This is a genomic window from Pseudonocardia sp. T1-2H (assembly GCF_038039215.1).
Lineage (GTDB): Bacteria > Actinomycetota > Actinomycetes > Mycobacteriales > Pseudonocardiaceae > Pseudonocardia.
This window is the reverse complement of sequence record NZ_JBBPCL010000001.1, coordinates 5,649,839-5,663,239: the sequence shown is the minus strand read 5'-3', so window position 1 is coordinate 5,663,239 and position 13,401 is coordinate 5,649,839. Positions and strand designations below refer to the sequence as shown.

Sequence of the window (13,401 nt, the reverse complement as noted above, 5' to 3'; positions counted from 1 at the left end):
GCCCGGCGCCTTCGCTACGGTGATCGGCGCTGATGGCCAGATTCCGGCACTCTGCGTGGTCGGCCTCACGAACGGATGATGACCAACATGTTGCGTAACGCCTGGACGACTCTGCGCGATGAGTGAAGCGACAGACGTTCCCGACGAGCTGGTGGCACTTGCGATGGCAGGTGACCGCAGAGCGGTCGAACGTGTACTGGCCACCATCCGGCCTCTGGTCGTGCGGTACTGCCGCGCCCGGCTCGGACGGATGGACCGCTCGTCCGTCTCGGCGGACGACGTCGCGCAGGAGGTGTGTCTGGCCGTGCTGACGGCCCTACCCGGGTACCGCGTCCAGGGGCGACCGTTCCTGGCGTTCGTGTACGGCATCGCGTCGCACAAGGTGATCGACGCGCACCGTGCCGCGACCCGTAACAGATCCGAGCCGGTCGCGGACGTCCCGGACGCCCTCGACGGCTCCGACGGCCCGGAGCAGCGCGCCCTGCGCGGCGAGCTCTCCGGCCAGATGGCCCGGCTGCTCGACCAGCTCCCCGAGAAACAACGGGAGATCATCGTCCTGCGCGTCGTGGTCGGCCTCTCCGCGGAGGAGACTGCGGACGCGGTCGGCTCCACCCCGGGCGCCGTCCGCGTCGCCCAGCACCGCGCACTCGCCCGACTACGCAGGAACATGCCCGAGGAGGAGGTGGTCTGAGTGCCCGACCAGGACGACAACCCGTTCAGCCGGAACTCCCGCCGGTCCGCCAACGGGCGCCGCACCAACGGCGGCAACGGTGCGCACCCGGACGGCATGGTGACCCGTCCGATCCCGCTGCACGGCCGTGAACGCCGCGCCGCGGACGACCCGAACGACGGCGGCTTCGCCGAGGAGCCGATCGACCTCGTCGCCGTGCAGGCGGACGACGAGCTGATCAACGCGCTCTCCGCCGGCCTCTCCGTCTCGTCGCCGGGCCTGTCCGGTTACGACGACGACGACCGAGTGGTCGCGATGCTCGCCGCCTGGAAGGCCGAGGTCGACGCCGATCCGATCCCGGAGCTGGTCAGCACCGACAAGGCCGTGCAGGCCGTCGAGTCGGGTGCGCCCCGCTCGGCCCGGCGCCGGCACCTGATCCCGCTCGCCGGGGCCGCCGCGCTGCTGGTCTTCAGCATCGGCGGTGTCTCGCTCGGTGCGCACGACGCGCAGCCGGGGGACCCGCTGTTCGGGGTCACCCGGGTGCTGTACAGCAACGTCGCGGAGTCGCGGCAGGCCGCGTTCGAGGTGCGGGACCGGATCGCCGCCGTCAACGACAAGCTGGCCCACGGGGACACCGCCGGTGCCCAGCGGGACATCGCGGACCTCGCGCCGCTGCTGGCGAAGGTGCAGCCGGACGAGGGCAGGACCTACCTCGCCGCGCAGCAGGAGTTCCTCGCCGCCAAGGTGTCGGAGACGCCCTCGGGGACGCCGACGGATCCGAAGGCGCCGCTGTCGGACGGCACCCCGCCGCCCTCCCCCCGGGGACCGAGGGCCAGCCGGAACCGGTGATCCCACCGGCGTCGGGCACCTCGTCCTCGCCGGGCGCCGGGCCGAGCAACCCCGGCACGGGAACGTCGCCGGGTAGCACCTCGGGCACCGGGACCGGTTCGGGTGACCCGCGGACGCCGAACCGGCCGGGCACGAGCGCGCCGGGCAGCGGCACGTCGTCGGAGGCCCCGTCGTCCTCGACGGCGCCGTCCTCCAGCACCGAGCCGACGCCCAGCTCGGAGGGCGCCCCGGACGCGACCCCGTCGTCCTCGAGCGCCCCGGCCACCCCGACGGCCTCGGGCACGACGACGTCGGGCACCACGACGTCGGGCACCACCACGGCGAAGTCGTCCGGGACCGGCACCTCCACGGCGGGGACCACCTCCACCCCCGCCTGACGCCCGAACGACGACGGCCCCCGATCTCCGTTCCGACGGAGGTTCGGGGGCCGTTCTCGTGCGTGGGGAGGGCCGGACTCAGCTGTCCGCGATCATCGCGTCCGCGTAGCCCCGGCAGTACTCCCAGGTGACGTACTGGGCCGGGTCCGGGTCGAACGCAGGCTCGTGCGGGCGCATGTGTCCCTCCTCGAGGAGCTGCTGCAGGCTCGCACGCAGCAGGTTCCACTCGTGGAAGTGCTGCTCCCCGCAGTCCCCGCAGTCCACCACGATGCCGCGGACGCCACGGTGCTCCAGCAGGGCCTGGTAGACGGCGAGATCGGCGAGGTCCGCGCGGACCTCCTCCTGCTCGTCCGGGCCGAGCTCCTCGTGCTCGTCACTGTGCTCGTCTTCCAGCGACAGGGCAGGGTCCTGCGGGTCGCCCGCGAAGGGGTCCGGTGGCAGGGCATCCGATGACACAGGGTCCACGGTACCTCGTCGGAGAGGGCCGGCCGCCCCGGGCCGCGTCGCCGAACGGGTGTGTTCACCCTCGGGGAACGCGGTGTGGCCGGGACCTCCCGCGGTGGCCCGCGAAGGGTTCTCGTGCACCGATACGATGGTGGGTACGGCGGCGACGCCGTGTCCGGGAGTCGGTGAAGGGTGCACGACCAATCATGACGAACGAGCCATCATGACCAGCGAGACGGCCGGACTGCCGCCGAAGTTCGCGATGCTCGGCCTGACCTTCGACGACGTGCTGCTGTTGCCCGCCGAATCGGACGTCGTCCCGAGCGGGGTGGACACGAGCACGCAGCTGAGCAGGCGCGTCCGGATCCGGGTGCCGCTGGTGTCCTCCCCGATGGACACCGTCACCGAGGCCCGGATGGCGATCGCCATGGCCCGCGCGGGCGGGCTCGGCGTGCTGCACCGCAACCTGTCCGCCGAGGAGCAGGCCACGCAGGTCGAGGTGGTCAAGCGCTCCGAGGCCGGGATGGTCACGGACCCGGTGACGTGCTCGCCGGAGGCCACGCTGGCCGAGGTCGACGCGCTGTGCGCCAAGTACCGCATCTCCGGCCTGCCGGTGACGGACACGGGCGGCCGGCTCGTCGGCATCATCACCAACCGGGACATGCGCTTCGAGATGGACCACGACCGCCCGGTGCACGAGGTGATGACCCCGACGCCGCTGATCACCGCGCGGGTGGGTGTCACGGCGGAGGCCGCACTCGGCCTGCTGCGCCGGCACAAGCTCGAGAAGCTGCCGATCATCGACGGCGACGGCGTGCTGCGCGGCCTGATCACGATCAAGGACTTCAACAAGACCGAGAAGTACCCGCTGGCCACCAAGGACCCGGACGGCCGGCTCGTCGTCGGCGCCGCGGTCGGGGTCGGCGAGGACGCGTACTCCCGCGCGATGGGCCTGGTCGAGGCGGGCGTGGACGTGCTGATGGTGGACACCGCGCACGGGCACTCCCGACGCGTGCTGGAGACCGTCGCGAAGCTGCGCGCCGAGGTCGGCGAGTCCGTGGACGTCGTCGGCGGGAACGTGGCCACCTACGCGGGGGCCCAGGCGCTCGTCGAGGCCGGGGCGGACGCGGTGAAGGTCGGCGTCGGGCCGGGCTCCATCTGCACCACCCGCGTGGTCGCCGGGGTCGGCGCGCCGCAGATCACGGCGGTCTACGAGGCCTCCCGGGCGTGCGCGCCCGCGGGCGTCCCGGTGATCGCGGACGGCGGCATCCAGTACTCCGGGGACATCTCCAAGGCCATCGCGGCCGGGGCGTCCACGGTCATGCTGGGCAGCCTGCTGGCCGGGACCGCCGAGTCCCCGGGTGAGCTGATCTTCGTGGGCGGCAAGCAGTTCAAGACCTACCGCGGGATGGGCTCGCTCGGCGCCATGCAGTCGCGCGGGACCACGAAGTCGTTCTCGAAGGACCGCTACGCGCAGGACGACGTGCTCAGCGAGGACAAGCTCGTCCCGGAGGGCATCGAGGGACGCATCCCGTTCCGCGGGCCGCTCTCCTCGGTCGTGCACCAGCTGGTCGGCGGGTTGCGCTCCGGCATGGGCTACGCGGGGGCGCAGACGATCCCTCAGCTGCAGCAGGCGCAGCTGGTCCGGATCACCTCCGCGGGGCTCAAGGAGAGCCACCCACACGACGTCACGATGACCGTCGAGGCCCCGAACTACGCCGGTCGCTAGCACGACCGGAGGACCGTCTACCCTGGTCACCCGTGCGTGACCTCGTGGAGATCGGGATGGGCCGAGAGGCCCGTCGGGCCTACGACCTGAGCCAGGTCGAGATTGTTCCTTCCCGTCGGACGCGGAGCTCGAAGGAGGTCTCGACCGCCTGGCAGCTGGACGCCTACCGGTTCGAGATCCCCCTCGTGACGCATCCGACGGACGCCGTGGTGTCCCCGGCGACGGCGGCTGCCGTCGGCAAGCTGGGCGGGCTCGCGGTGCTGAACGCGGAGGGCCTCTGGGCCCGGCACGCGGACGCCGACGGGGCGCTCGCCCGGGTGGTCGAGGCCGCGGACTCCGACGACCCGGCCGCCGCCATCCGGGTCCTGCAGGAGCTGCACGCCGCGCCCATCCAGCCGGACCTGCTGGCCGAGGCGCTGGCCACCGTGCGGAACGCCGGGGTCACGGTCGCGGCGCGGGTCAGCCCGCAGCGGGCCCGCGCGCTACCCCGATGCTGCTCGCCGGCGGCGTCGAGATCCTCGTCGTACAGGGCACGATCATCTCGGCGGAGCACGTCGCGGTGGGTTCGGCCGGGGACGAGCCGCTCAACCTGAAGGACTTCATCAACTCCCTGGACGTCCCGGTCGTCGCCGGTGGCGTGGGGGACTACCGCACCGCGATGCACCTCATGCGTACGGGCGCCGCGGGCGTCATCGTCGGCTACGGCCAGGCGACCGCCACCACCACGGACGACGTCCTGGGCATCGGCGTCCCGATGGCCACCGCGATCGTCGACGCCGCCGCGGCCCGCCGGGACTACCTGGACGAGACCGGCGGCCGCTACGTCCACGTCATCGCGGACGGCGGCATCACCGGCTCCGGGGACATCGCGAAGGCCATCGCCTGCGGTGCGGACGCCGTCATGCTCGGCGAGCAGCTCGCGGACTCCGCGGAGTCCCCGGCCGAGGGCCTCTACTGGACCTCCGCCGCGGCGCACCCGTCGCTCCCGCGCTCGGAGGTCACCGGGTTCGCGCAGAGCGACCGCTCCCTCGAGCAGGTGCTCTTCGGCCCGTCGAGCACGCCGTACGGCACGGTCAACCTGTTCGGCGCGCTGCGCCGCGCGATGGCCAAGACCGGCTACAGCGACCTCAAGGAGTTCCAGCGGGTGGGGCTCACCGTCCGCGGCTGACACATCATCCTTCCGACCTGAGCTTTCTGGACCGGAAGCAGACCCGAAGGGGTCGTTCCGGCCCGGGCGCACAACGCCCCGCGCGCGACGCAGCACGGCGGCGGCGACCCGGATCTCATCGGCGGACAGGGGAACGAGCGGCCCACCGCTCACGACGCTGTGCGTCAGCCGGCCACCGCGGTGGGCTCGGCCGGCTCGGCGGGGAGGTACGCGCGGTCCGCGGTCACCAGGTCGTGGACGAAGCGGAGCTTGTCCAGGACGGCCGGGGCGAGCACGAAGGGGTACAGGTCGGTGGTCCCCATGGACCGGTTGACGGCGTTGAGCGCGTAGGTGAGCGGCAGCCAGGCGGCCACGATCCCGGCGAAGTCCGACGACGCCTCCTGCGGCTCGGAGACCAGCCCCTCGTCCGGACGGACCTGCACGTTCTGGGGTCCGTTGACCACCACGCCGAACGCCGCCGCGGTCTGCGAGGTGTCCCGGATGTGCAGGTAGTGGGCGAAGGTCTCGGCCCAGTCCTCCCACGGGTGGGCCGTCGCGTAGGTGCTGACGAACGTGTCGCCCCAGTTCGCGGGCGGGTTCGAGTCGTAGTGCCGCTGCAGCGCCTCGCCGTAGTCCGCGCGCTCGTCGCCGAACACGGCGCGGAAGTCCTCGCCGCGGCCGGGCCGGTCCACGAGCACCTCCCAGTACCAGTGGCCGGTCTCGTGGCGCAGGTGCCCGAGCAGCGTCCGGTAGGGCTCGGCGAGCTGGATCCGCAGGCGTTCGCGGTGCCCGGCGTCGCCCTCCGCGAGGTCGAGGGTGACGACGCCGTTCGCGTGCCCGGTGACCACCGGCTCGTTCGCGCTGGAGAGCAGGTCGAACGCCAGCCCGCCCTCCGGGTCGACGTCCCGGCCGACGACGGGCAGGCCCAGGTCGTCGAGCTGGTAGACCAGCCGCCGCTTCGCCGCCTCGGTGAGGGCGAACGCCTCGAGGCCCTCGGCGTCGTCGTCCCGGGGGCGGGTGCGGGTCAGCGCACAGCAGCCGCACAGCGGACCGTCGTCCTCGGCGAACCAGTTGCACGTGGCGAGGGACCGGTTCGCGCACCGCGTCCGGCCCGCCGCCTCGACGAAGGCGCCCTCCGCGCGCGAGTAGCCGATCGCGGTGGCACAGGTGAGGCACACGGAGTTCTCGAAGAACACCAGGGCCGAGCAGTGGGGGCAGGTGAAGGCGCGCACCGGGCGAACTACCCGTCCTCCGTCCGTTCCATGTCCACCGCCACCGTCATCACACTCCCGCCCGAGTCCGTGAAGAGCACGCCCTTCAACGGTGGCACGTCGCCGTAGTCCCGCCCGTGCGCCAGCACGACGTAGGACGAGTCGACGACCCGGTCGTTCGTCGGATCCAGGTCGAGCCAGCCGTCACCGGTCCAGGCCGAGACCCAGGCGTGCGACGCGTCCGCGCCCCGCACCTTGGGCTTGCCGGGCGGCGGCAGGGTCTCCAGGTACCCGCTGACGTACCGGGCCGGCAGCCCGACCGAGCGCAGCCCGGACACCGCGAGGTGCGCGAAGTCCTGGCAGACGCCCTCGCGGCCCTCGAGCAGGTCGAGCACGGTGGAGCGCACGGTCGTCGAACCGCTGACGTAGGAGAAGTCGGCGTGGACCCGGGTGCACAGGTCCCCGACCGCCTCGCCGAGCGGCCGCCCGGGCGGGAACGACGGCCGGGCGTAGGCGGCGACCTCCGCCAGCGCGGGCAGCCGCGGTGACGCGACGGCGAAGGTGCGCGCGTCCAGCACGTCGTCGGCCGTGCCGGTGAGCAGGTCCCGCACCGCCTCCCAGGGCCGCTGCGCCGGGGCCGGTTCCGGCCGCTCGACCGTGACGGTGCTGCGGGCGAGCACGGTGAGCTCCCGGTGCGGACTGCGCACGACGAAGTAGGTGGAACGGTTGCCGAACGCGTCGGTGTGCTCGCGCAGCTCGTCCGGCGCGGGGTCCAGGACGATCTCGGCGGCGCCGCAGCGCTGGTCCGCCTGATCGCGGGGGAGCAGGTGGGCGCGGCCGAAGCTCGTCGAGACGTCGCCGGAGTACGTGTAGTGGGTGCGGTGGGTGACGGTGTAGCGGATCACGGCGTCGCCACCAGCGGGTCGTAGGGGCGGGGCCCGGCGGCGTGGGCGAAGTGGGCCGCGGCGATCTGCTCGGCGAGCCGGGCGAGGTCGTCCCCGAGCCCGGAGAGCAGCAGCCGCAGTCCCGCCCGGGAGCCGTCCGCGGCCCGCGCGGCGGCCGCGCCGAGGTCCGCCGCGGCCAGCCGCTCGACGGTGGCGGCGAGCGCGTCCGGCACCGGTCCGGGCAGCGCGCCGAGGTCCTCCTCCAGCCGGGCCAGCTGGTAGGCGACGGCGCGCGGGTTGTCCCGGTCCGTGAGCAGCAGGCCCAGCACGGGCGCGACGTCCCGGCGCCCGGCGTGCCGTCGGCGGTGGGTGATCACGCTCTCCGCGACGATCACGGTGGTCTCGGTGACGAGCCGGCCGGCCTGGCCGCCCGGGTCCTCGCCGAGCGTCTCCCGCAGCAGCGCGACGACGTGCTGGGCACGCTCGATCCGCCGGCCCGCGTCGAGGAGGTGCCACCCCGCGTCGCGGACCAGGCTCTCCGCCTCGATACCGGAGAGCGCGAGCAGCCCCGCGAGGACCCGGTCGAGCGCGCCGGAGACCAGCGCGCCGTCCAGGTCCGGGTCGGGGCCGTTGCGGGTCGGGGGCGAGGCCGCGAGGCGGGCGAGCACCTCGTCGAGCCGGCTCAGCACGAGCCAGGTGTCCGTGGAGAGCTGCTCCCGGACAGCCTGCGCGGAGAGGTTGAGCCGGTGCACCGCGAACCCGAGGGTGCCCGGGCGCTCACGGTCGCAGAGCAACGAATGCAGCTCGACGGCGGGCGGCGTCCGGTCCGGGCCGTCGGCGAGGAAGCCGGGGTCCGTGCCGGTGATCGCGGTCGTCGCGCGCAGCAGGGCGCCGAGCGCGAGGGCACCGGCCGGCTCGGGGAGGTCCGGAAGTCCGCCCACCGGTCCGCGACGGCGCGAAGCAGCCGGGTGGTGTCCTCGGCGCGCTCGGAGTAGCGGCCGAGCCAGAACAGGTCCTCGGCGACCCGCGGCGAGACCCCCCGGAGCGGGACGACGACCGGAGGGCCGCCCGTGTCGTCGGACCAGGGCCCGGCCGCCTGCTCCGGGCGCTCACCGACGATCCAGACGTCCTTCGCGAGCGTCGCCGTGCCCTCGAAGGCCGGATGGCCGCCGTCGAGGGCCGGGACCTGGGCGAGGCCGCCGTCGAGGACCTCCCAGCCGTCCCCGGTCGCGACCGCGAAGGCTCGCAGCGACACGGACCGGGACGTGACGCCGCTGCCACCCGGGACGGGCGCGGGACTCAGGACGGGCGTGGTGCTCAGCGGCACCTGCTCCTGGCCGGCCCAGGCGTAGGGCTCGGCCTCGATCCGGGCGGCCAGTGCGGCGCGCCCGTCCTCGGTGAGGTCCGCCCCGCGGACCGTCGTGCGGCCCTCGCCGCGGGCGATCGGGGTGATGACCAGCTCGGGCAGCCGGGCGAGCACGTGGGCGCGGGACAGCGGATCCCCGCACCACCAGGTCCGCGCCGAGGGCAGAGTCAGAGGCTCGCCGAGCAGCGCCTCGCACACGGCGGGGAGGAACGGCAGCAGGCCCGGGTTCTCCAGGACGCCGCTGCCCAGGCCGTTGAGCACGCTGACCGTGCCGAGCCGGGCGGCCTCCGTCAGGCCGGGGACGCCGAGCCGGGAGTCCGGCCGCAGGTCCAGCGGATCGCACCACTGTGCGTCGAGCCGGCGGAGCACGACGTCGACGGGTTCGAGGCGGCCCAGCGCGTGCTGCCACACCCTGCCGTCCCGGACCGTGAGCTCGGAGCCGAGCACGAGCGGCACGCCCAGCAGCGACGACAGCAGCGCCTGCTCGTAGGCCGTCTCCGAGTGGGGGCCGGGGGTGAGCAGGACGGTTCGCGGCTCGTCGGCTCCCGGCACCTCGGCGGCGAGGCCGGCGCGCATCGCCTCGAAGAAGGGGCCGAGCCGGCGGATCCGGGAGCGCCGGTGCAGCGCCGAGAGCACCCGCGCGACGACCCGGCGGTTCGCCATCGCGTACCCGGCGCCGGAAGGGGCCTGGACCCGGTCGTCGAGGACGACCCAGCCGTCGGGGGAGCGGCCGAGGTCGACACCGCAGAGGAACAGCTCGCGCCGGGGCACCGTCCCCGCAGGCCGTCGCCAGGCGTGCAGGTAGCCGGGATGCCCGTCGACTACCTCCACCGGCACCAGCCCGCGGCGGATCGTGTCCCGGGGGCCGTAGAGGTCCGCGAGCAGCCGGTCCGCGAGCTCGGCCCGCTGCGCGACCGCGACCTGCAGCGAGGACCAGTCCGCGCCGTCGAGGATCAGGGGGAGCGGGTCCAGCTCCCAGAGCTGCTCGTCCTCGGCGCCGGGCGGGTGGTAGGCGACGCCGTCGTCCGCGAGCAGGCGTTCGGTGTCCGCGCGGCGGGCCGCGAGCCCGGCCGGGCCGGCGGCGTCGAGCACCCCCGCGAGCCCCGTCCACAGGGGACGGACGTCGCCGGTGGCGGTCCGCATCTCGTCGGCCGCCGCGTGCTCCGGGGAGCCGGGGCCCGGGTGGCCGGCTCGCTCGCCGGACGGGAGCGTGCTCACCGCCGCGCCGCTCCCGCTCGTCGCAGGTCGGGCCGGCCCGCGCCGGGGGTGCGGCCGCGCGTCGCCGGGCGGAGCCGGACCGGGTGAGCCCGGATGGTCATGCGATCTCCTGTTCCGGCCGCGTGCGCGTCGGTTCATTGTGACCGTCGCTCCGGCCGCGACACGGCATCCCGGTGGCGGATCACAGCCGGGCGCGAGGGCCTCACCTGATCGAGGCGAGCGGCACCTGACGGCGGCAGGGGGTGCTCTGACGTCCCGCTCGCGGCGATCGGCGCGGCCGGGAGCGGATGCGACGGGCAGGGCGCGGGTGCCCGGCGTTTACCCTGGACCCGTGGAAACCCCCACCGTCCTCGTTGTCGACTACGGCGCCCAGTACGCCCAGCTCATCGCCCGCCGCGTGCGCGAGGCGCAGGTCTTCTCGGAAATCGTGCCCGCCGGCACGCCCACCGAGGAGATCGTCCGGCGCCGTCCCGCCGCCATCATCCTGTCCGGCGGCCCCTCCAGCGTGTACGCGGAGGACGCGCCCGCGGTCGATCCCGCCCTGTTCGAGGCCGGGATCCCGGTGTTCGGCATGTGCTACGGCTTCCAGGCCATGGCGCAGGCCCTCGGCGGGGACGTCGCGCACGACGGCACCCGCGAGTACGGCCGCACCGAGGTGCGCGTCGCGGACGAGGCGGGGGTGCTGCACGACGGGCTCCCCGCGCAGCATCCGGTCTGGATGAGCCACGGGGACTCGGTGGTCCGCGCGCCGGAGGGCTTCACGGTCACGGCGTCGACGGACCGGGTGCAGGTCGCCGGGTTCGAGGACACCGAGCGGCGGCTGGCGGGCGTGCAGTACCACCCCGAGGTCGGGCACTCGCCGCACGGCCAGGAGGTGCTGCGGCGGTTCCTGCACGAGATCGCGGGCATCACGCCGGACTGGACGACGTCGTCGATCATCGACGAGACGGTCGCCGCGGTGCGCGAGCAGATCGGCGAAGGGCGCGCGATCTGCGGGCTCTCCGGCGGGGTGGACTCCGCGGTGGCGGCCGCGATCGTGCAGCGCGCCATCGGAGACCGACTGACCTGCGTGTTCGTGGACCACGGGCTGCTGCGGGCGGGGGAGCGGGAGCAGGTGGAGCGGGACTTCGTCGCCGCCACCGGCGCGAAGCTGCACACCGTGGACGCCGAGGAGCGCTTCCTCAAGGCGCTGGCCGGGGTCACGGACCCGGAGGAGAAGCGGAAGATCATCGGCCGGGAGTTCATCCGGGTGTTCGAGGCCGCGACGGCCGAGGTCGCCGCGGAGGAGCACGTCGGGTTCCTGGTGCAGGGCACGCTGTACCCGGACGTGGTCGAGTCCGGCGGCGGGGCCGGCACGGCCACGATCAAGAGCCACCACAACGTCGGCGGGTTGCCGGACGACATCGAGTTCGCCCTCGTCGAGCCGCTGCGAGCACTGTTCAAGGACGAGGTCCGCAAGGTCGGCGCCGAGCTGGGCCTGCCGGAGACGATCGTCCAGCGCCAGCCCTTCCCCGGGCCCGGCCTGGGCATCCGGATCATCGGTGCGGTCGACGCCGAGCGGCTCGAGACGCTGCGCGCGGCGGACGCCATCGCCCGCGAGGAGCTCACCCTCGCCGGCCTGGACAACACCATCTGGCAGTGCCCGGTCGTGCTGCTCGCGGACGTCCGCAGCGTGGGCGTGCAGGGCGACGGCCGCACCTACGGCCACCCGGTCGTCCTGCGGCCCGTCAGCTCCGAGGACGCGATGACCGCGGACTGGACCCGGGTGCCCTACGAGGTCCTGGAACGGATCTCGACCCGGATCACGAACGAGGTGGCCGAGGTCAACCGGGTCGTCCTCGACGTCACGAGCAAGCCGCCGGGCACCATCGAGTGGGAGTAGCGGCTCCGCCCGGCTGAACGGCGGAAAGCCACCCTCACGCCGGAATCCGGCGTGAGGGTGGTTCTCCCGCCCTGTGCCTGCGTCAGCGGCGGCGCATGCTCGCCAGGAGCAGCACCAGGCCGAGGACGACCGCGCCGCCCGCGAGGAGCCAGCGGGGGTCGAAGGCCTGCAGGTCCGGGGCCCGGCCCAGGAACCCCGAGCCCGCGATCCCCAGGCTGACCAGCCCGACGATCAGGGTGAGCAGGTCCGGCATCCGCCGGCGCTTCTCGGTGGTGCCGCCGTCGCTCCCGGGGGACTCGACGCCGGGGGTCTCGAACTCAGCCACGGTGCACCTCCACCGAGCCCAGGCCGGCATTCAGGGTCAGCTCGATCGGCCGGCCGGAGCGGACGCCGTCCGCGCCGAGGTCGTCGGTCGCCGCGATGGTGGCGTCCGGGCCGCTCTCGCCACGGTCCCCGAACCGGACGTCGCCGGTACCGGCGTGCGCCCGGACGGTGACGTCCGCGTTCTCGGGGACCAGCACCTCGATCGCGCCGGTGCCCACGTCCGCGGAGGTTCGGATGGGGGTGGTGGCCGTGCCGGGCGCGGCGGTGAGGTCGACGCCGCGCAGGTCCAGCTCGATCGAGCCCACGGCCCGCGAGTAGTTCGGCAGCACCTCGGCAGCCGTCCGCGGCGCCACCTGCGTGTCCCCCACCCCGCCGCGGACGTCCAGGCCGCGTGCCGGTGAGGTGACGGCCAGCGAGGCCCAGGTCAGCAGGGCCAGGATCAGGGCGAACGGGATCAGGCCCCGCCCGGCCCGGCGGAACGCCCCGACGACGAGCCCCGCGCCGACGACCGCGAGCATCGTCGCGAACACCGCGGGCAGCCCGATCAGACCCGGGCCGAGCAGCACCACGATCCCGGCGATGCCACCGGCGAGCACGGCCAGCCCCAGGGTGGCGGGCGTGAGCTTCGAGCGCGGTGGCGCCGGCGCGGGTACGACCGGGCCGGGCTCGGGCAGGTCCCACGCGAAGGGTGCGGCGCCGAGCGGGTCCCACGCCGGCGGCACGGCCTGCGCGGAGGCCCCCTCGCCGTCCACGGGGGTGCCGGCGCCGGGTTCCCCGCCCACGGCCGCCGAGGTGCCCGTCGAGCGCTCGAACGCCCGCTGCCCGCGGCTGCGGTGCAGCAGGAAGAGCAGCCCCCCGACCACCACCAGCGGCAGGATGATGCCGGTGTGGGTGAAGAAGTGCGCGACCGCGGCGGCCAGTGCGATGACCAGCGCGACCTTCACCGCGGGTTTCATCGCGGCGGTCCGCGCCGTGGACCCCGGCATCCCGACGGTCGCGCCGTCGGCCGGGTCGTCCTCCGCCGCGGCGGGCAGCAGCAGCCAGCCGAGGGCGTAGAGGACCAGCCCGACACCGTAGAAGGCGGAGACCACGAGGCCCACCCTCACCAGCACCGGGTCGATGTCGTAACGGCGGGCGATCGCCGAGGCGACGCCGGCGACCTTGCGGTCACGCCGCGGCCGCGCTGGGCGCGTCTCCCACATCTCCCGCAGAGTCGTCTGCACGTCCGTCCGGTTCATGTCATCGAGCGTGGGCCGGGCACGGGCCCCACGGTATCGGGGACGCCCCTGAGGCGACCCCC

At 74.3% G+C, this 13,401-nt stretch carries 11 protein-coding genes and 2 pseudogenes; 6 read left to right on the top strand and 7 right to left on the bottom strand.

The window, feature by feature from the left end:
• Positions 1–118 precede the first annotated feature (118 nt).
• Genes WBK50_RS27840 through WBK50_RS27830 form a run of 3 tightly spaced genes read left to right on the top strand, consistent with a single transcriptional unit; the run spans position 119 to position 1,896 of the window.
• Positions 119–691, top strand: coding sequence for a sigma-70 family RNA polymerase sigma factor (locus WBK50_RS27840; RefSeq protein ID WP_341338434.1), 573 nt, complete (start codon positions 119–121; stop codon positions 689–691).
• Complete coding sequence (locus WBK50_RS27835) at positions 692–1,519, top strand: anti-sigma-D factor RsdA (protein WP_341338433.1); 828 nt, start codon at positions 692–694, stop codon at positions 1,517–1,519.
• Entirely contained in the window at positions 1,516–1,896 is a 381-nt protein-coding gene (locus WBK50_RS27830; protein ID WP_341338432.1) for a hypothetical protein, read from the top strand. Before WBK50_RS27835 ends, WBK50_RS27830 begins: the two co-directional genes overlap by 4 nt.
• Positions 1,897–1,974: 78 nt before the next feature.
• Here the strand turns inward: WBK50_RS27830 and WBK50_RS27825 are convergent, their stop codons facing one another.
• Positions 1,975–2,361: a DUF5319 domain-containing protein gene (locus WBK50_RS27825; protein WP_445942314.1), complete on the bottom strand. Its 387-nt coding sequence runs from the start codon at positions 2,359–2,361 to the stop codon at positions 1,975–1,977.
• A 202-nt stretch (positions 2,362–2,563) separates the two neighbouring features.
• Between WBK50_RS27825 and guaB the strand changes: the two genes are divergently transcribed.
• Together guaB and WBK50_RS27815 are read left to right on the top strand one after the other, a co-directional pair.
• Positions 2,564–4,069: an IMP dehydrogenase gene (guaB, locus tag WBK50_RS27820; RefSeq protein ID WP_341338430.1), complete on the top strand. Its 1,506-nt coding sequence runs from the start codon at positions 2,564–2,566 to the stop codon at positions 4,067–4,069.
• Between the two features lie 32 nt (positions 4,070–4,101).
• A pseudogene (locus WBK50_RS27815) lies at positions 4,102–5,237 on the top strand (GuaB3 family IMP dehydrogenase-related protein).
• A 164-nt stretch (positions 5,238–5,401) separates the two neighbouring features.
• On the opposite strand, the gene WBK50_RS27810 reads toward WBK50_RS27815, so the two are convergent.
• The 4 genes and pseudogenes from WBK50_RS27810 to WBK50_RS27795 all read right to left on the bottom strand — a co-directional run.
• Positions 5,402–6,448 (bottom strand): zinc-binding metallopeptidase family protein, encoded by a 1,047-nt coding sequence (locus WBK50_RS27810; protein WP_341338429.1) that lies wholly within the window; start codon positions 6,446–6,448, stop codon positions 5,402–5,404.
• An 8-nt stretch (positions 6,449–6,456) separates the two neighbouring features.
• Complete coding sequence (locus tag WBK50_RS27805; RefSeq protein WP_341338428.1) at positions 6,457–7,332, bottom strand: transglutaminase family protein; 876 nt, start codon at positions 7,330–7,332, stop codon at positions 6,457–6,459.
• Positions 7,329–8,252 (bottom strand): alpha-E domain-containing protein, encoded by a 924-nt coding sequence (locus WBK50_RS27800; protein ID WP_341338427.1) that lies wholly within the window; start codon positions 8,250–8,252, stop codon positions 7,329–7,331. Before WBK50_RS27800 ends, WBK50_RS27805 begins: the two co-directional genes overlap by 4 nt.
• Positions 8,243–9,820 (bottom strand): annotated as a pseudogene (locus WBK50_RS27795) (circularly permuted type 2 ATP-grasp protein); the annotation flags it as partial. The pseudogene WBK50_RS27795 and the gene WBK50_RS27800, both read right to left, overlap by 10 nt.
• Before the next feature lie 406 nt (positions 9,821–10,226).
• Here WBK50_RS27795 and guaA point away from each other — a divergent pair.
• Positions 10,227–11,777, top strand: coding sequence for a glutamine-hydrolyzing GMP synthase (guaA, locus tag WBK50_RS27790; RefSeq protein ID WP_341338426.1), 1,551 nt, complete (start codon positions 10,227–10,229; stop codon positions 11,775–11,777).
• An 82-nt stretch (positions 11,778–11,859) separates the two neighbouring features.
• Here guaA and WBK50_RS27785 read toward each other — a convergent pair whose 3' ends face one another.
• Positions 11,860–12,102, bottom strand: coding sequence for a hypothetical protein (locus WBK50_RS27785; RefSeq protein WP_341338425.1), 243 nt, complete (start codon positions 12,100–12,102; stop codon positions 11,860–11,862).
• The gene (locus tag WBK50_RS27780; RefSeq protein WP_341338424.1) at positions 12,095–13,339 is read right to left on the bottom strand and encodes a PspC domain-containing protein; all 1,245 of its coding nucleotides are present in this window, start codon (positions 13,337–13,339) and stop codon (positions 12,095–12,097) included. The genes WBK50_RS27785 and WBK50_RS27780 overlap by 8 nt, the downstream gene beginning before the upstream one ends.
• Between the last annotated feature and the right edge of the window lie 62 nt (positions 13,340–13,401).